Source organism: Enterococcus sp. DIV0187 (genome assembly GCF_051713785.1).
Taxonomy (GTDB): Bacteria; Bacillota; Bacilli; order Lactobacillales; family Enterococcaceae; genus Enterococcus_A; species Enterococcus_A avium.
This window is the reverse complement of the sequence record NZ_JBIOQO010000001.1, coordinates 516,821-535,942: the sequence shown is the minus strand read 5'-3', so window position 1 is coordinate 535,942 and position 19,122 is coordinate 516,821. Positions and strand designations below refer to the sequence as shown.

The window sequence follows — 19,122 nt, the reverse complement described above, 5'->3', positions numbered from 1 at the left end:
TATAGACTTTTTAAATTTTTAAGTAGAGTCTATGCTTCATATTAGTGATACCTTGTCTAGTTATTCCTAGAGTATTTCCAATTTCTTTGTCTGTTTTTCCTAATATAAACTTTTCAATCAAAAAAACTTTTTCTTTATTGCTGAGATTTTCATCACTATCTGTCACTTTTATATTTAAATGGCGTTTTTCTTCTTTCATACATGGCGCTTTTTTAATAGATGCGCATAACTTAACAGTTTTACACATGCGCGCCACATGTGATAAAATCAGCTTAAATACGTATGCAATTTATATGTGCATAAGGAGGTTCTATTTTGAAGTATGGTTACGCCAGAGTTTCGACAAACGAGCAAGATTTAGCTAGTCAAATTGAACTATTAAAAAATGCGGGAGCAGAAAAGATTTATAGCGAAAAATATACTGGGACAAAACGCGATCGTCCTAAATTAGATGAATTGATTCGTGTACTTTCTGGTGGTGACGAATTGATCGTTACTAAATTAGACCGGCTTTCTCGTTCCGTTCAACAGGGAACAACATTGATTTCAGAGTTACAAGAAAAGGATATTGTGGTAAATATTCTCAATATGGGGCGAATCGATAAATCCCCCAATGGCAGCTTAATGTTGAATATGTTTTTAGCTTTTGCTCAATTCGAACGTGATATGATTGTTCAAAGAACACAAGAAGGTAAAGAATATCAGCGGCTGCATAATCTGAATTATCGAGACGGTCGAAAACCGAAGAAAACCCCACAACAGATTAAAGAAATCCTAGACTATTTAGAAACACATACCTATAAAGAAACTGTTCGGTTATTTGAAGTTGATAAATCGACGATTGTGAGATATAAGCAACGATATGGGAACTAGATTGGCGAGCAACTAAAATCGATATGCCGTTTATCTATCAAAAACCACGCCATTTAAAAATGAAAATGACAACTGGTATAATCACATATTTTAATTAATCAGCAGACATTAAGTACGTTCGAACCAATGCAGATATAACAAACACTTATTTCCTTCTATCCTATTCCAAATTGTCACCATTACTTTCAATAACTTTCTGATACCAGAAGAAACTGTTCTTTTTAACCCTTCTTTTGCTCCCGTATCCTAAATTATCTTGATCAATATAAATGAAGCCATAACGTTTCTCCATTTCAGAGGTGCTGGCACTAATGATATAAAGCCCGGACCATGGTTGATACCCCATGACAGGCACACCATCTAGGATTGCTTCACCAATTTGGCGGATGTGCTCTCGATGATAGGCGATACGATAATCATCTTGAACACACTCATTTTCAAGGGTATCCCGATAACCCAATCCGTTTTCAGCAATGAACAGTGGCAGATTGCGGTATCGTACTGCCAGCTTTCTGAGGACAATTCGCAGCCCAATCGGGTCGATTTGCCAGCCCCATTCAGAAGTCTTCAAGTAAGGATTTCGTGTGTCTTCACCCATGTTCCAAGCGATCTTGTCTAGCAGACTTCGCATCTCGCTGCTGCGAACGGTTGTCAGATAGTAACTGAATGCCAAAAAATCAATCTTGTTTCTTTTTAGTAATGAAAAATCTTCTGGCTGTGTCTCCAACTGAATATTATTTTCAGAAAAGTACCGTTTCATATAGGTGCTATATTCCCCAAAAACCATCACGTCTGATAGATAGGCCTGAGCATCATCATTAGCAAGGCAGGCCAAGAAATCTTCTGGTCGAGAGGTTTTGGGATAAGCAGTCATTTCATAGTTCATTGAGCCAATTTGGAATGCTGAATTGATTGCTTTGCCAATTTCGATTGCCCGAGCATTTGCCACGAGTTGGTGATGCAAGCTTTGAAATTTAACCTTTTCAATTTGAGGATGTTCCTCTTTGATCAATCCTAAAGACAAGTAAGCGTCAGTTAAGCCTGAATTGATTTGATTGAAAGTAATCCAGTAAGTCACCTTATCACGATAACGTTCAAAAATAGCCTGTACAAAATTCTCAAAAAAAGTAATTAGTTTTCTATTGAACCAACCACCATATTCCAACACCAGCTTAAGTGGAAGCTCGTAATGGGAAATCGTGATAATCGGTTCAATACCATTCTTCAGCAATTCGTCAAACAAATCATCGTAAAACTGCAGCCCTTCTTCATTAGGTCGCAACTCATCACCACTTGGGAAGATTCGCGTCCAGGCAATCGAGGTTCGAAACGAGTTAATCCCTAATTCTTTCAATAATTGAATATCTTCTCTGTACGTTGGTAAAAATCGATACCAAAACGGTTGGGATAATACCGTTTCTGATCATTCATCCCTGACAATAGAGTATCTCGCTGATCAAAATTAGGAATTTCAGTCGCGTCCGACAGTTCAAGGTAATGTACAACATCATTTTGCGAAATCCCCTTTCCTCCTTCCTGCCAGGCACCTTCCAATTGATTGGCAGCTACAGCGGAACCCCATAAGAAATTTTTTGGAAAAATATGACTCATTTTATTGCCTCCATCTTTAAAATCAATACAAAAACTTTTCCTTTAATTTAGTGCATTGGCTATCATAGACTCCTAAGATTTGTTTGACATAGTGGTCTGCTCCCCCTAGCTTTTCCATCTCATCAAAAGCAGCCTCAAAATAAATTTCTTTGGTGTCCATTAGACCTCTTAAGTAATTCAGAACGACAGGATGATCGGTATAGGCGCGATATTCGTCCATTCGCCTTGTGTTGCGGTCACGCATGTTTTCTTTTGTCATCATATAATCTTGCAAAATGATTTCTTTAGGGACTTCCAAAGCTAATAAAAACACGATTGATGCAAAACCTGCCCGATCCTTTCCGCCTTTGCAATGCTCCAAAAGCGGTACTGCATTTTCCTCAAGCAACAGCTCTAAAAAGCGTCGATACTGTTGTTGAGCGATTTGACTAGCTACCAACTCCCTCATTTGCTCTACCATTTCATCTAAGCGATCGGCAAAATAGGCTGCCCCTTCCGAACTATTGGCAATGGCAACAAGTTTGCTGATTTTTTCCCGATCATCGACAAGATTGCCAGTTGCCAAGGCAGCGACCTCGGCATTGGGATTGAGATAGACGTGCTTGACACCCGGGATCTTTCGATCTGGGGCACTGTCAATTTCATTTTTCCCACGAAAATCAACCACTGTCCGTAGCCCAAGGCGTTCAAAGTATTTCACGTCCTGACTGGTCAGCTGATGTAGTGCATCAGAACGAAATAGCTGCCCCCACTTGAGGATTCGTCCCTCCTTGGTTTGGTAGCCACCTAAATCTCTTGTATTAAAGGTTCCCTGTAAGGAAAGATTTCGAAAAGCGATAATCTTCTTCGCATCGCCATATTGATAAATGTAGTAGTGACGAAACGATTTATCTGTGGCCGTTTTTTCAAATTCAATTTCTTGACTAGAAAAGGTACCAATCCGTTCCTTATCTGTTGTGCTTAAGGTTGGTTGTTCGCCACGAAAGACCGTCACTTTAACATTCGCTGGGATTTCAGGGTCTTCAATGCGCAGTTTTCCGTGCTGTTCCAAAAGTTTAGACATGTGTGTTCCATTCCTTTCTCAAATTCCTGCATTGCTCCATCGGTTATGCAGTGGGTTGCAGTTTTTCTTCTCGTTCGTTTTCTTCCGTAACCTTTTGCTTATCTAAGGCCTTTAAGAATGGAAGGTAGATCAGAATTACTGCGATAAATTGAATGACTTGCACAATAATCCCTGCAAATCCGCCTGCAATAAATCCGCTGATAATCGGCGGCATTGACCACGGCAAATCAACCGCCACTCTTGGCAGAAAACCAATGACTGTAGCGAAGTAGGCGATGGCAATACAGATGACAGGTGCTAATGACATTGGCAGGAAGATCAATGGTTGAAAGACCATTGGAATTCCGAATTTCATTGGTTCACTTATTCCGAAGAAGCTTGGCACAATTGAAACTTTCCCGATAGCTTTCAGCTGTTTACTGCGAACAAGGAATAGTAACAAGCAGGCCAGCGCTAAATGACGAGGCCCTTTATAAATATTCAAGAAGTAAGAATTTAAAATAAATGGCAAAGATTCGCCGCTTGCCAAGGCTTGAGTATTAGCGATAGCTAATGGCATATACAAGGTAGCAATAATTGTCGAGGTAACGTTGCTTCCGTGAATACCAAACCACCAGAAGACTTCACCGATAAAGCAAATCAACAGCATTGTTGCTAAAGAACCACTTGCACCCTCCAAAGGTTGTTGTAAGATCGTGTAGATACAAGTATGTATATCTCCGTAGCCAGTTTTAGAAAAAATAAAGTTTACGCTGATAAAAATAACTGCAATCAAAATGAAAGAAATCAAAGACTCAAAAGATGAGGAAATGACTGGCGGCACTGCACTAGGCATTTTAATCTTGATTCCTTTGTCAATCATTAAGACATAGATTCTGGTAGTGATTAATGCAACAATCATCCCAACGAACATCCCCCGGGAACCTAGATATTGCAAAGTAAAAGCTTCAACCGGTGCTTCACCAACCTCAAAAACAGTTAATGGTGTAACGATGAAAAAGGCTAATAATGAAATAAGAATAGCATTCATCTGATTTTTCTTATAGAATTTGGCCATTTCTGATGCTAAAGCAGCGACTAAATAAATCGTAATAATACCATTTGTCATAGTATTTCCTAGATTAATATAGGAAGCTAAACCAGAATTATTCAAAAATTCCATATAAGAATCAATCGGTAAACTAGCAATCAAGGTTAAAATCGAGCCAACAATCGTGCCATCCCAGCTGCAATTGTTTTAACTAGTACATTATTTGAAAATGCAGTAACGGCCTTATTTAATTTAGGCGCCACTTTCTGACTCATAGATGAAAAACTCATTAATCTCTCCTCCTTAATTCGGTACCACTAGTTGATCTTGTCCCATGCCATTTCTAAGACTTTTTCGCCATTCATCATGCCATAGTCTAAAGAATCAATCACCTCAACAGGAATCGTAACCTCACTCCGAATATCCTCCAAACGATGGGCAATTTGAGGACCTAATAAGATAATCGTTGCATCTAGATGCTCTTCAATATCTGTTTCAGCGACTGCATCAATTGCGACGCTATAATTTTTTTGTATAGCGGCTTCCTTCATTTTTGCGACTAACATACTTGTAGAAAACCCACCTGCGCAGGCTAATAAAATTTTCTTCATTTTTCCATCTTCCCTTCTAAATAGCTGATTCTTTCTTCTAATCCCTTGCCGTAACCAATGATTTCAATAGCTAGGTCACGAATCGCCAAGGCTGTCATCAAATGATCTTGTGCATGAACCATCCATAATGAGACGACTTGGGGATTACCAGAAACTTCCTCTGTAATTAAGGCAGTCTGACTTTTATGAGCCAAATTTGCTGCATTTTTCGCTTCACTAAGATAGTGATCGGCTTTTTCGTACTCTCCCTTACGCGCTTCCTTGATTGCTAAAAGGCTCATACTGCGCGCATTTCCGGCATTCAATATGATTTCCATAATTGTTTCTTCCATCGTTCATCCCTCACCAATATTTTTTCATGTAACGGTCAAATTCATCAAAAGCAGTTAGCTGACTTATTGTTCCACTAGATCTTGCTCCATTATTTTTAACAAAAATTCACTGATTTCTTGATACAAAAAGAGCTGTTTCCTTTTGATGTTAATCAAGAAAATACATTTAACCTTTTTATTCTCATAAGTAATTTCCTTCGGCAGCAAAATAACCATGATACTGTTTTTGATTGCATTTTGCTTCATGCTGTGTGGACCAGCGATACCATAATCATAGATAGTGGTAAAACGCCGTTCTCTCTCCAAAACCAGTGCTGGAAAATTCTCTGCTGCATACCCCGCCTGCACCATCTGCTCGCTATACTTTTCTAAAATTGCTAAATAGTCCTGCTCCTCTTTTTCAATAAAAAAGAGTGTTTCATCAAACAGTGAACGTAATCCCGGTTGACGTTTTTCCTCCTGTAATAAACTGTATAAAATGTTGTTTTTCAGCGACAGAAGCTCATTGTCCGCGAGCGTTTCACTGATCATAAAGGACGGTGCACTGTCGAAGACTGCCTCTATCGGTGTGGTTGCCAAAATCAAATCGGCACTTTCCAAGGGCACATTCTTGACTTCCATTGGGTGAAGCACTCGAATAGAAGCGGCTGGAAAGGCAGCCTGTATTTTAGTAGTCAGCAGCAAGGACTGTCCACGTGTCAAATTTTCAATTAAAATTATTCGTTTAATCGCAGCTAAACGCTGCTGGTTTTTTCGCTCCTGATGGGCGGCAAAATGCAGAGCAAGATAGCCAATTTCGTCACGAGACAGCTTATGCCGACTTAGTTCACGATGAAATTCAATAAATCTCAAGCTTACTAAAAAGGCATTGGCGTATCGAATGGAAATAGTTGGTAATACAGGATTTTTCAACTCCAACCCAAATGAAATACGCAAAATCATCGGATAGATATGGAAAAGCAAGTATTCCAAAAGCAATTCATCTTCTGAAAAGTCGGTGGAGTACTCCTCGTCAACCTTATTTAAGGTCTCAACAATCATGGCCGTTTGCTCGGTTTTCTTTTGCTCTGGTACACTCTCGGAAGTTGCTTTGCCATATAATTGAGAGGCAAGCAAATCAATTTCCTGAGAAGCGAATTGCACCTCGAAATTTTGAGCTAAAATGTTCAGGATACACTCGGCCACTTCATAGAATTTAGAGGTGATCAACTCCTTATTCACATTCAACTCAGTTACTTCGTTATGGTTCAACGCACGCGATACTAAAATTTTTAAGTGAATGATAATGGATTCCCACACGTTATCACTTAAGATAATCTCGTTTTCCAACAGAGTTCTCTTAATTTGTTCCGCCACATTCGAAAAATCAAGTTGTTCGGCATGCTCGAAATAGCTACTTTCTTCATTCTGTTCGCCAATTCCAAGCGAAATGACTTTAGAGAATAGACGGCGAAATTGTATTTCAGAACCAGATAGCTTCACACCGTAGTGGGGCTTAGATTGTAATTGGATGTCATATTCCTGTAAGAGGGCTTCTACTCCTGTCAAATCGGTAAGAATCGTTGAGCGGCTGACATCCAAAGCATCCGCAACTTGCTGCAGTGAAACATAATTTTTATGTTGCAGTAACAGGTAGACAATTAGATAAACCCGCTCTTGTTTTCCAGAAAATCTGCTGCTATTTTGACTACTTAGAAAAACAAGAAACTGATCAAAACGTTTTCTATCAATTATATGCAGTGTATAGCCTTTTTTTGTGATTGTTTCCAGCTTAAAAGAATAGCTTCTCTCGTATCCTCTCAATTCCCGAAGAAGCTGACGGACCTTACGCTCAGAAAAATTGAGTTTCTCCTGAAGTTTTTTTACCGAAACAATATCCACTTTCAATAGTATTTCCAGGAGATCCTGTATTTCGTTCATTTCTTAACTCCTTTCTTGATAATCAGGATATTTTAGCCGACTGTATTCCTACTAATAGTAATAAATCTTGCAAAAGTAGGTTTACTAATTCTCTTATCTGTTTAAATTTTCTCACAGAGACTTATCTTAGAAAAGAACATTATCTGCAAAATAATATGCACAATGTTTGAATAATAGAAAAAGGAACCGGAATGAATAGAAATTCTTTGTTAGTCACTATAACTTCGGCTACAGATAAGAATCTGAATAAGATATGTAGACTTCCATGGTAGTAACGTGATTATCAATTACGGGGATATAGAGGTTCGTACATAGAAAGAAAAGTTCATGCTCAACAGAGTATTCGTGAATGAAGATAATGAGTCAATGTTCCTAGGCTTAACTCACTCAATTTCAAGTGCATCCCTGTATCATTACTGCATAGTCTGTTTATGTAATGGAGAAAATCCCACTTATTTTCTTAAGTAGGAGATCCTCGTGGTTGAGGAAAAATCAAATATTTCTTTCTCACACTCAACTTTTTTAACTTAATTCAGGCAGAAGTCGCCCATGCCCTATAGATGGGTGATGAATGTCGTTCGGTATAAGGATTACCTTTGGTAACTCGAAAACCGACATGTAAGGCGTGTTACCTTTTTATTTGGATCATTGTTATAATCAGTCTATATAAGAAATGAGCTTATATAACAATGAAATTAGATACTAATAATCATTACTCGTGATGCTAGTTGATTTTAGAAACGTCCTAAAGAGTATTTTAGCGTACCTCCATAACGCTTTTGTGCTTTAGAAAGCATCAAATAGTAGACCAATAAAATACTTCCTAATCGATTTTCAAATCCTAATAAAGACCTACTTTTAGAATTTTGCATCCTAACACCACTAAATTCCCCAACTCGAAAATACTGTTTTAACCACCTTGCGGTGTTCCAATAATAAATCATCAATTTTATCGCTATTTTTTTGCAATCCTTTTTAGCGGAGTGAATAGCTTAAACCCTTTCTTCAACAGTCTTTCTTGCATGTTTAAGCTAATATAGCCTTTGTCCCCAATAATTTCTCAATAGGACAATCAAAAGCAAGTATTTCAGCCATATTCACATCGTGAATGGAAGCTTTAGTTACCGTATAAGTTAAGGAAAATCCACTTTGGGTGACCATGGCAATATTTTCAATCCATAAAATGTTGCTTTTTATTTGAGTTATAGCAAATATCAGCTACTTCAGAAAAAACTTTGACGCTTCGATTTCTTACGGGTTTACACACAGGACTAGTACTCCATCCACGTAGTTTTTAAAGTGCGGGATAGAGCTTTTTTAATTTGATTCGTGCATCTGGCGTTGTGAACTGCCAATTTGCTTTCACTGCTTCACTATTTCGCTTAATTGTCCAAATTCTAACTTGTTTCCGAAACTTTTCTAAGTCTGGTAATGGTTTCGTAACGACTTGTCGACTCAAAATACCTATTTCGATTTCTGCCGATGCGCTTCTTCCGGTGGAAATGTCTTATAAAGTGATGTTGGTATATGAGTGTTCAAATTGTCTGTTACAAGAATTATTTTTTCTGCCACCATTGGATAAAGAGTATCTGATGTATGTTTGAGTACATGAACAAAATCTTCTGATTTCCGATGTTCAGACACAGTGTTTTCTCGTCTTCCACCGAGTGGCTCGAATATCATAAACACATTGGCTGTTCCGTTTCTTTCATATTCATAATAGATGTGTTCGGGTTTACCAAGTAATCCGGTAACTCGCGTTTACTTGATTAGTTGCCTGTTTGTCTCGTCTATACAGACAACGGGTAATAATGGATCGTACGAGCGTTGATAAACGTCGAGAATGTCTTCCATTTTTGAGACAAAATCCGCTCCATCCTTTTTTACCAAATTATACCAAAAACGTCACTTTAATTTCTAGATGGATGTAGTGCTGGGAAGCTGTCAATAATGGTAAAAAGCTGTTCTCTAGGATTTGCTTATTCCATCACAAAACGGTAACGAATGAGTTTAATAGCTCGCGTTAAGTTGGCACACAATCGAGTGAACCTTGATCGCTCCGGGAAGTTTTCTAATGCTAAAATGCTCCGCACGGAACGATAGATGGCTCTTTGAGTGGTTAAACCATTCATCATTCCCCATATAACACAGGCAATAATGATGGTATCCGGTTGTTGTTTTAATAGGTGAACGTTCTTTCAATTTTATATTTGCTCAGGCACATATCTTCTGTACAGAGATTGGAAGATTTCCAAAATTTCAGAAAATATTAGTTGAGTATTTGTGTAAATTTCGATATATTTAGGTCGGCTTTGCATAGAATAATCCCTCATTTCGCCGTAGTTTCGAGCTTATTCTATCGCAAAGTTTTTTATTTTATTCAGTTTTAAATCAACTAGCACCACGGGTATCTTTATATATTTATCAAATTCAATTCAAGCTCCATTCACACTTTTTTCATACTTACTTGTTAAGATACAAATGTATCAACAAACAACCCTAACACTTTTTCATTTTAACTCCTTTGCTCATCGGTCACCCACCGATGAGCTCCTTTTTTTTAGAGTATAGATTCTTAACTTAAGTAGTATCATTCTATTCTTTCCTTTCCTATAAAAAAATTTGTCTATTGACATTATTAACAACTGATTGTTAAAATGTACACATACCAAAATATTACCCTAATATTTTCATTTTTCATCTTTTGCTCATCGGGCAGACCGGTGGGCTTTTTTTACTCTTGAATTGTCACACTTCAGTTTCAATAATTGGTGTGATAATCTCATCAATTAATTTTGCAATCTCTTTCAAGTATTTTGAACTTAAATGTGTATAGTATAATGTGCAGTCATTGTTTTATCTTTTACATCATGACCTATGTACATACTTAACTTTTGATATCCGTACTAGTTCAACACTAGTCAAGAAGTTTTGGATTGGTCTAGAACAGATTTCAGAAACATTAACAAATAGCGACATGAATGTCTCCATAACCTAAGTGAATACACCAAACGTTCTTCAAATGCTGATCGGTAAGATTGCCTATCGCAAACTCTCTCAAAATGTGGCAGATCAGAATGGTATCAACAGTGGTGTCAATTCCAAAAAAGACGCTTCGCAAAATGAATTGCGAAACGCCTGAAAATACTGTCGTAAAGCTGTTCTTAACGCTTAGAAAAATGTACAGCTTTACAGGTTTTCTTAAGACTTGGTGTTAACACTGGGATCTCAATGATGTATTTTAATGGAATAGCAGGACAAATCACTTATTTTATAGTAACAATGTTCTGAGTAGATTCTCGATGTATCTTTCCTTTCAAATCCAGAATAACCAATATTAAGGTCCATATAGATTTCTTTTACACCTTCTTCTACCAAGATATCACTGGAACAAAACAGCACAGACTAATCACCGGATTGAAATGATAATACTTTGCAAGTTCAATCAACTCCAACGTATCTCCATATGTAACACCTGCATGAGAAAGTGTAGCATCTAACATTCATAAAAACTGATAAGTAGTAATCATTTTATCTAACCGATAGCAAGACGAGTCAACTCATCATCAATTTTCTGTATATCTGTTTCTTCTAATTGCCATTCAAATGCCTCGCAATTAATCTTAGCCTCTTCTTCGTTTCTAACTCCTAGTAATGCGGTACTTACGAAACTCTTTTGAGTCGACCAATTAATGGCAACCTGAGCAACTGGTTTCTTATATTTCTCTGCAACAACGTCTAATGTTTGCAAAAGTTCCATGATTTTTGAAAATGCTGGTTCTTTAAAAAACGGATAAAATGTCAGACGAAAATCTTTTTCATCAAATTTTGGTAATTCACGAATAGTACCCGCTAAAATTCCCGCTCCTAACGAGCCAGACGTCAGAGTAGCGATTCCTTTAGATTCAGCCCATTCCATCAGTTCCTTTTGTCATTGATTAACCATCGAAAAAGGTGGTTGAATAACATTTACTTCCCCATATTTCAAGGCTTCTTCAATTAGGTCTTTTGATGCATTACAAAGACCTGTATAACGGATCTTACCGGATTTTTTCAGGTCCTTTAAAGCGGCCATCGTTTCCTCAATTGAGGTGTTCACGTCAGGCCAATGCATTAAATATAAATCAATATAATCGGTTCCTAGACGTTGAAGTGAGTCCTCAACTTCTCGCATAATCGCGTCGTATTTATTATTTCTAACTGGTTTACCATCAAAATGACTAATATATGAACCAAATTTAGTTGCAAGATAAATTCGGCTACGATCATATCCTTTCAGTGCTTCCCCAACAATTTCTTCTGCCGTTCCTTCCCCATAAATTGGAGCAGTATCGATAATATTTACACCTTTATCTAACATTGCTCGGATCGCCTCGATAGATTCTTTACGATCGACTTCTCCAAAACTGCCCCCAGCAGAGTTTTCGCCGCCCATTGCCCATGTACCTACTGCTACAGAAGAAACTTCTAGGTTAGTATTTCCAAATTTTTTATATCTCATTTTTTTTGCTCCTCATTTTGGAAATGCGATTATTGATTATTTGAAGTATGGGAGGCCACAAAAAGAGTCGGAATATGTCTTCCTGTCTCATGCTATCAATTCAGAGAATTTAACTTCACCAACATTGCATAGTATTGTTGCTGAAAATTTACGAAAAGCAGAAATTAAAGGGTATAAAGAAAAAAGCATGGGCCTCATGCACTCCGCCATAGCTTAGCGTCTGAACTACTAAAGCAAGATACTTCGTTGCCAATCATCAGTACAATTTTAGGGCATCAATCTACTGAAACTACAAAGATTTACCTTAGTATTGATACAGAATCCCTTCGGATTCTTACTTTGCCAATTCCTAAGATGACTTCTCCCTATTACATTAGTCAGGAGGGAAAAGTTTGAAAATAAAAATACGCAATAATTCCTAAACAAAGGCACACCAAATAAGACTACCGTTTTTCGAATTTTTTTAACGGAAGCCGCTGATTTATTCAAGAAGAATCAAATCAACTTGAGTTTGGAAGACTGTCTACAAACGTATAGCCACGTTTCCTTAGGAGAGCCAAGGCTTGGGATTGTGTAAGAACTTTTTCTTCTTTCACAGGTTTATCTTCCAGATAACCTTCTGCAGAATAAGGTTCCACTTTTGATAAGACGTTCCAGATAGCGGTCAGGAGCATCTTACAAAGTGCGATTATGGCCTTTTTATGTCCACGACTGGTTTTGATTCGGTGATAACGGTGTTTAAACTCCGGGTGTTCCTTTGATCGTAAAAGTGCATTCGCAATTTGTACAAGAAGCGGTTTTAGACAATGACCCGCACGAGAGATTCGGGTTGATTTCATCCGTTTATCGCTATGATCATTTCTTGGACAACAACCAGCCCAAGAAACAAGGTGCTTTGACGTTGGGAACACAGACATATCTGGTCCGATCTCAGAAAGGATCGCAATCGCGGTCATGGGATTTGCGTTAAAACCAGGTATGGTGCGAAGTAAGTTTAAAACGGGTGAGAAGAGTTCTGTAAGAACTTGAATCTCTTGATTGAGCTCTTTTATGTGTGTTTCGATTTCGTCAATGTGTTGAAGGCATTGGCGAAGCTTGATGGCTTGAGAAACTGAAACAGCGCCATCTACTGCTGCTTGGATTTCTTCAATGGGCGTTTTACACCGACCATGTATAAACGGTTGAACATCGAATGTTTCACCGGGATGATCCAGCAGATAGTAAATGATGGAGCTAGAGGACTTTCCGAATACATCACTAAAGACATCATCCAATTTCAGATTGGAAACGGTCAAACAGTTCAATGCACGATTTTTCTCACCTGTTTTCATATTGGTCAGTTTCGAACGATAACGAATCAAATCTCGCAAATGACGGATTTCAGGACTTGGAATAAAACTTGGCTTGATCATGTCACACATAAACAGATCGCAGATCCATTTGGCATCTTTACGATCGGTTTTATTTCCTTGTATATTAGAGTTAGGGTTTTAACCTTCCGGTTTTTATTGGATAACCCTATGAACCATCGTTATTTTGATTTGATATTAACTCATTCATTTTGAGATAATATAGTTATTGGATTGAGAGGCTATGCCGTTTTTTCCTTGAGATCTGAAGCTCGTAATCGAAAGACTGGCACCTCTCTCTGATAAGTGGATTACGTATGAGTTAGATGTTGAAAGCTTTTGCTTTACTCCGTATCTCGTACAATGTAGTGACGCTTTTCAGTTGAGTGGATTTCAATTCAATATATTTTTTTAGAAAGGTCAAATGCATGTACTTCTTAGGAATTGATATCGGCAAGCGAACTCACGTGACTTCTTTAATGAGTGAAGAAGATAAGGTGATCCTGAAAGGTTTTTCTTTCCCTAACACTACTGAAGGAGCGGACACACTGATTGAGCTGCTTTCAAAATATTCAGAGGCTCCTGCTGACTTTGTTGTCGGCATGGAAGCTACGGGTCATTATTGGCTCTCCATCTTTTCATACCTCCACGAATCAAACTTTTTGATTCACGTTGTGAATCCTCTTCAAACCGATGGCTGGCGCAAAGGAACAGAAATCAGAAAACGAAAAAATGATATTATTGATTCTGTTTTGATAGCTGACTTAATGCGTTATGGTTCCTTTGTAGAAACAGTATTGTCTGATGAAAATGTTTTTTCGTTAAAACAACTTTCACGTTACCGAACCTATTTAGTAGGTACTGCAAGCGACTTCAAACGAAAAATCATAGCTGTACTAGATCAAGTGTTTCCTGAATATGCATCAATTTTTACCAAACAAGGTGTTTTCGGAAAAGCGTCTAAAGAGCTATTGCTTGAGTTTAGTTCTCCTATAGAGCTAGAAGAAATTTCGGCTGAAACGTTGGCTCAATACTTAGCGGAGTTAAGCAGAAACCGGATAAAGCCAGAGAAAGCAGATCAATTGAAGCAAGCAGCCTCTAACTCCTTTGGAGTGAAATTTGCTCAAGAAGCTTTTACATTTCAATTACGCTCCATGATTGAACAATTGAAATTCATCGAAAGCCAAGTAAAGGAAACTGAAAAAGAAATTAAGCGCATAATGAACGATTTAGACTCTGTTATTCTCACCATCCCTGGAATAGGTCCTATAAATGGTGCAACTATTCTTGGTGAAATTGGAGATATTCACAAATTTTCTAATCCGAAAAAACTGGTTGCTTATGCTGGTATAGACGCTTCTGTGTCCCAATCGGAGCAATATGAAGCAACACATAATGTTATGAGCAAGCGTGGATCTCCTTACTTACGAAAAGCCTTGTTTTCAGCTGCTCTGGTTGCTTCTCAATATGATCCTGTTTTTCGCGCGTTTTATCAGAAAAAAATTTCTGAGGGAAAGCATCATCTAACAGCCTTAGGCGCTGTTTCTCGAAAGCTTTGTTATGTGATTCATGCTATTTTGACTAAAAATGAACCTTATAAGATTGTTTCCGATTAACTATTAAACAAGCAAAAAAAATCTAATAGTGAAAGGTCTGTTTGTTGTGCTCTTTTTTTGGACTTAATTGTTATAAAATATTTTTTAGATTTAGCTAATTTCCACTTGACTCTATATAGTTAGTCTTTCTGAGGCTTTGTGTACTTAGGGTGGGACAGAGTGACAAAACAACTTTCCTCAAGAATATTGAAGACAGGAATCCAATACTTGCCGGAAGATTCCATACAAACGTCTCTACAATTGTATTTAGCAAGCCATCCAGCTAGATCCCTTAACCCTTTGGTAAAAGAAGAAAAGCGAGCCTGCTTATACTCTGTACGACTGTTTGCATCAGTGATACCGATACAAGCATAGATCCAAGTTTTGTGGACATCGAGCCCACAACAATTTTTACGAAAGATTTTGAACATAGAATACCTCACTAGTGTTGCAAAGATCTCCACTCTAACTAAATCATTGATTTAAAGCTATCTAGATGCAAAAAGTCCTTTATACTGAATCTAGGATAACTTATCCAAGACCAATAAAAAGGACAACACACATGGATAAGTATAAATCAGAAACTTCGTTTCAGAAATGGTTTTCTTCCATAAATTTTACTGAATTACCAGAAGAAACACTCAATAGCATCAATAAATATGATCATTACAGTAAAAAACTAGATTTCAAAACATCATTAAAACTCATGCTTTATGCAGTCTATGAAGAAATGCCTAGCTTTTGGGAAATTGATCGAGCCTTTATGGATTCGCGACTTTGCAAGGAACTAGGATTGAATGGACTTTGTCACAGCTCGTTATCTCGTAGGATGCCTCAGATTGATTCAGAAGTCTTGATGGAAATTTTTGTACAACTTGTTCAGAAAATTTCCAGCCAAAAACCAAGCTCAAAAACTTCAAGTCTTCAACTCATTGATTCGACAACCATCCCATTGAACAAAACATGGTTTCCTTGGGCGAAATTCCGAAAAACAAAATCTGGCATCAAACTTCATTTGAATCTCTGTTATCTCGATAAAGAGCATCAGTATCCTGAAAGATTCACTATTTCAAACGCAGAAGAACATGATCGAAATCACTTCGAATGCTTCGTTGATAAGACAGAAGCTACGTATGTAGTAGATCGTGGCTATTTCGATTATAAATTGTTAGATCGACTACATACTGATGCTACTTCTTTGTGACTCGCACAAGGTCGAATACTAGAATCACAGTTTTAGATCAACTTGAAGTTACAAATCAAAAAACAGCAGATGGGCAAATCATCAGTGATCAACAAGTAATTCTGGGTGGTGGTATCAATTACAGTACTGAGCGCTTCAGATTGGTCACGATTCTGACCAAAGGACAACGGCTTTTGCGTCTTGTTACTAATCGGTTTGATGTTTCTCCAAATGAAGTCGCCGATATGTACCAAGCACGGTGGCAGATCGAGCTTTTCTTCAAACACTTGAAGCAAAACATAATGATCCGACGGATCTATTCGCAAAAGGAACAAGGCGCTATCAATCAAGTGATTCTTACATTAATCGCAACACTTTTGACATTTCTAATCAAGATCCAACTGGGGACAACAGCCACACTTTTTGCTTTAAAACGCTCTCTTCATTATCTCATGTTTGCCCCCGCTGAATATTGGTTCGCTCACTATCAATTAGATGGCTGAAGTTAGAATTGTTGACGTCTCACATGTTTTCACTTGAATAAGGCTAAAAATTTCTGGAAAAAGTTATCCTTTGCGTGAGCATTTCCTTTTTTGGAAATTTTAGCAGAAAGGTATTGTCAGTATATTCTGATAATAACAATACAATATTTATGCAACACTAGTGAGAATACCTCTCTAAAAACCAATTACAGGTTTGGTAGGGACTGGTCATCCGGCGAAATCGAGTCAACTTCGGAAGAGATAAGTTTACGGGCTACGGGTTTGCGCCATTCATTGATGCCTTAACGGATGACCGACACCATATAATCATGCGGGGTCGCCGCTATACAGCCCCGCCACTCACCTCCTCGGGTTCTGTAGTATACCAGGGACCTGTAAGGAAAGCGTATCACGAAAATAAAACAAAGAAAGGTGCTTTGAGATTTTCATAACCTCATTGGTGCCTTTCGTAGAAAGGCAGGATTATAATCATGAACATTATTTTCCAAAGCTGTTTTAAGGTAATTCTTACCAAATATTTGGATTTCAATGTCAATCTTGGCTATTCTGTCAAAACCTATCAGTATTTCTTAACAAAATTCGATCGTTTTGCCGATGGTTATGGCTGTAAAAATATTGAATATACAAAAGAAATGCATGCCGAGTGGTCAGTCGTGTTGCCTGAGGAACATGTCCCGACAACACATTATCGAAGGATGAATATGACCAAGCATCTATTGATATTTTTGATGTCGATGGGATATAAGATATATATGCCTCGTGACACCAAGTTTATTCCATCTACTTTCAAGCCCCACATATACTCTGACATTGAAATTGAAAAATATTTTTACGAAGTTGATCATGCTGTGAGTTATGTAGACAAATCAACAGCTATCATATTTCCTGTTATGTTTCGCTTACTTTATTGTTGCGGGCTGCGGATCAGTGAATGCTTGCGGATCAAGATGAAAGATTATCATCCAGACGAAGCAACTATCGTACTTTATGAAACAAAATTTGACGGCGAAAGAATCATTGCATTAAGTCATGAACTGAATGATTTGCTTCGAAATTATGGAGAAAAATGCTTTTACCTCAAAGCTTCAGATGACTATCTTTTCTTTCAATTCAACGGGAAAAAATTTGGTGCTGATTCTATTTATGAGTGGCATCGAAAATTTCTTGAAAGAGCTGGTATTCCTTATCAAGGAGATCGTAAAGGCCCACGCTTGCACGACTGGCGGCACACATTTTCTACTAAAACTATGGCTGCTCAGATTATTTCAGGAAAAGATATGTATTGTACCTTACCTATTCTTTCTGCATATTTAGGACATCGAACAATTTTTGCCACTGAAAAATATGTGCAGTTGACGAAAGAAAACTTCCCGGAAATCAATCAGAAGATGATCGACAAGATGGATGAGATTTTTAAGAAAGTGGGTGGTAACGATGAAGGCTGATTTTCAATACCTGCTCTCAAAATATTTGACTGAATATCTTAAAAATGAATGTGGTGCTTCAGACAATACTATTCATTCTTATAGGGATACCTTTGTACTCTTGTTACGTTTCTTTCAGAAATCTTTTCAAATCGAGTCATGGAAATTAAGATTGGAAGATCTGACACCAGATACAGTTCAATGTTTTTTGGATACTATTGAAGCCAAAGGGCAAACAATATCAACGAGAAATCAGCGTCAAGCTGCAATACACAGTTTTATCAAGTATGCCTCTAGCGAGCTGCCACAAAACTTAGATTCTTTTAAAAAGATTTTGGATATGCCAATTAAAAAAGCCTCGTCACCAAATATACAGTATATCAAAGGAGAACATATCAAACTTTTTCTAAATGTTATCAATACTCAGTCAAGAAAAGGATATCGTGACTACATGATGATGACTTTCATGCTTTTTTGTGGACTTCGGGTTAGCGAAGTCATTTGTATAAAAAAATCTGATAGATCTTTGAGTAAACCATATACCATGATGATTCACGGGAAAGGAAATAAAATCAGAATTATCCCATTGGTAGATCTGATAGCGGATCAACTTAGGACCTACCTTGTGAGTTTTTCCTTTTGCAACAAGACTCCCATTTCCGAATGCCAGAGAAGATCCTCTTTCAAGGCAAGCTGTGGTTGCGATTGTAAAAAAATACGCAACCATGGCTCATTCTCAAGACTTATCTTTTCCCGCAGATTTAAGCCCACATTACTTAAGGCATTCTTATGCAATGACGCTCTTAGATTCAGGGGTAGATTTAATTTATATCAGAGATCTATTAGGACACGTAAGTGTCCGAACTACAGAAATCTATGCGAGAACTGATTCACAAAAAAGACGTGAAGCCATTAATTCCGCCTATATTGAACTATCTGATGAAAATCCACGCTGGGAAAATAATTCAGATATGCTTGAATGGGTAAAACGATTTTAAGATATTATGTAAAGAAAAGTCCAGCAATTTCCCATATTCAATGGGCAATTAGCTGGATTTTTACATAATGGCAAATTTGTCATAACCACTTTTATGTAAAATTTTACATAACAAGGGGAAAATTGAAAG

The 19,122-nt window shown here is 37.6% G+C and carries 12 protein-coding genes and 8 pseudogenes; 7 read left to right on the top strand and 13 right to left on the bottom strand.

Annotated elements, in window-relative coordinates:
• Positions 1–10: 10 nt before the first annotated feature.
• A pseudogene (locus IGI52_RS02670) lies at positions 11–133 on the bottom strand (sigma-70 family RNA polymerase sigma factor); the annotation flags it as partial.
• 182 nt (positions 134–315) lie between these two features.
• Here IGI52_RS02670 and IGI52_RS02665 point away from each other — a divergent pair.
• Positions 316–873, top strand: coding sequence for a recombinase family protein (locus tag IGI52_RS02665; RefSeq protein WP_438780393.1), 558 nt, complete (start codon positions 316–318; stop codon positions 871–873).
• Positions 874–1,033: 160 nt separating this feature from the next.
• On the opposite strand, the gene IGI52_RS02660 is transcribed toward IGI52_RS02665, so the two are convergent.
• The 10 genes and pseudogenes from IGI52_RS02660 to IGI52_RS02615 form a co-directional block, all read right to left on the bottom strand.
• Positions 1,034–2,227 carry a glycoside hydrolase family 1 protein gene (locus IGI52_RS02660; RefSeq protein ID WP_438780392.1) on the bottom strand — a complete coding sequence of 398 codons (1,194 nt, stop codon included), beginning with the start codon at positions 2,225–2,227 and terminating at the stop codon, positions 1,034–1,036.
• A complete protein-coding gene (locus IGI52_RS02655; RefSeq protein ID WP_438780391.1) occupies positions 2,224–2,484 on the bottom strand; it encodes a family 1 glycosylhydrolase in 261 nt (86 codons plus the stop codon). The genes IGI52_RS02660 and IGI52_RS02655 overlap by 4 nt, the downstream gene beginning before the upstream one ends.
• Positions 2,485–2,506: 22 nt before the next feature.
• Positions 2,507–3,547: a tyrosine-protein phosphatase gene (locus tag IGI52_RS02650; RefSeq protein ID WP_438780390.1), complete on the bottom strand. Its 1,041-nt coding sequence runs from the start codon at positions 3,545–3,547 to the stop codon at positions 2,507–2,509.
• 43 nt (positions 3,548–3,590) lie between these two features.
• Positions 3,591–4,709 carry a PTS sugar transporter subunit IIC gene (locus IGI52_RS02645; RefSeq protein WP_438782220.1) on the bottom strand — a complete coding sequence of 373 codons (1,119 nt, stop codon included), beginning with the start codon at positions 4,707–4,709 and terminating at the stop codon, positions 3,591–3,593.
• Positions 4,710–4,741: 32 nt separating this feature from the next.
• A complete protein-coding gene (locus IGI52_RS02640; protein ID WP_438780389.1) occupies positions 4,742–4,867 on the bottom strand; it encodes a hypothetical protein in 126 nt (41 codons plus the stop codon).
• 27 nt (positions 4,868–4,894) lie between these two features.
• Positions 4,895–5,188, bottom strand: coding sequence for a PTS sugar transporter subunit IIB (locus IGI52_RS02635; protein WP_438780388.1), 294 nt, complete (start codon positions 5,186–5,188; stop codon positions 4,895–4,897).
• Complete coding sequence (locus IGI52_RS02630; protein ID WP_438780387.1) at positions 5,185–5,520, bottom strand: PTS lactose/cellobiose transporter subunit IIA; 336 nt, start codon at positions 5,518–5,520, stop codon at positions 5,185–5,187. The genes IGI52_RS02635 and IGI52_RS02630 overlap by 4 nt, the downstream gene beginning before the upstream one ends.
• A gap of 63 nt (positions 5,521–5,583) precedes the next feature.
• Positions 5,584–7,440 carry a BglG family transcription antiterminator gene (locus IGI52_RS02625; protein WP_438780386.1) on the bottom strand — a complete coding sequence of 619 codons (1,857 nt, stop codon included), beginning with the start codon at positions 7,438–7,440 and terminating at the stop codon, positions 5,584–5,586.
• 1,464 nt (positions 7,441–8,904) lie between these two features.
• Positions 8,905–9,168 (bottom strand): annotated as a pseudogene (locus tag IGI52_RS02620) (transposase); the annotation flags it as partial.
• Positions 9,169–10,975: 1,807 nt separating this feature from the next.
• Positions 10,976–11,941: pseudogene (locus tag IGI52_RS02615) on the bottom strand (aldo/keto reductase).
• 198 nt (positions 11,942–12,139) lie between these two features.
• Between IGI52_RS02615 and IGI52_RS02610 the strand changes: the two are divergent.
• Positions 12,140–12,337 (top strand): annotated as a pseudogene (locus tag IGI52_RS02610) (tyrosine-type recombinase/integrase); the annotation flags it as partial.
• Positions 12,338–12,441: 104 nt separating this feature from the next.
• On the opposite strand, the gene IGI52_RS02605 reads toward IGI52_RS02610, so the two are convergent.
• A complete protein-coding gene (locus IGI52_RS02605) occupies positions 12,442–13,416 on the bottom strand; it encodes an IS110 family transposase (protein ID WP_438782219.1) in 975 nt (324 codons plus the stop codon).
• Positions 13,417–13,718: 302 nt separating this feature from the next.
• Between IGI52_RS02605 and IGI52_RS02600 the strand changes: the two genes are divergently transcribed.
• Positions 13,719–14,906: an IS110 family transposase gene (locus IGI52_RS02600; RefSeq protein ID WP_438780385.1), complete on the top strand. Its 1,188-nt coding sequence runs from the start codon at positions 13,719–13,721 to the stop codon at positions 14,904–14,906.
• Positions 14,907–15,040: 134 nt separating this feature from the next.
• Here IGI52_RS02600 and IGI52_RS02595 read toward each other — a convergent pair.
• A pseudogene (locus IGI52_RS02595) lies at positions 15,041–15,316 on the bottom strand (IS110 family transposase); the annotation flags it as partial.
• Positions 15,317–15,447: 131 nt separating this feature from the next.
• On the opposite strand from IGI52_RS02595, the pseudogene IGI52_RS02590 reads away from it, so the two are divergent.
• The 4 genes and pseudogenes from IGI52_RS02590 to IGI52_RS02575 form a co-directional block, all read left to right on the top strand.
• Positions 15,448–16,571 (top strand): annotated as a pseudogene (locus IGI52_RS02590) (IS4 family transposase).
• Positions 16,572–17,041: 470 nt separating this feature from the next.
• A complete protein-coding gene (locus IGI52_RS02585) occupies positions 17,042–18,016 on the top strand; it encodes a tyrosine-type recombinase/integrase (protein ID WP_438780384.1) in 975 nt (324 codons plus the stop codon).
• Positions 17,976–18,611, top strand: a pseudogene (locus IGI52_RS02580) (tyrosine-type recombinase/integrase); the annotation flags it as partial. The gene IGI52_RS02585 and the pseudogene IGI52_RS02580, both read left to right, overlap by 41 nt.
• Positions 18,612–18,663: 52 nt before the next feature.
• Positions 18,664–18,993: pseudogene (locus IGI52_RS02575) on the top strand (tyrosine-type recombinase/integrase); the annotation flags it as partial.
• Between the last annotated feature and the right edge of the window lie 129 nt (positions 18,994–19,122).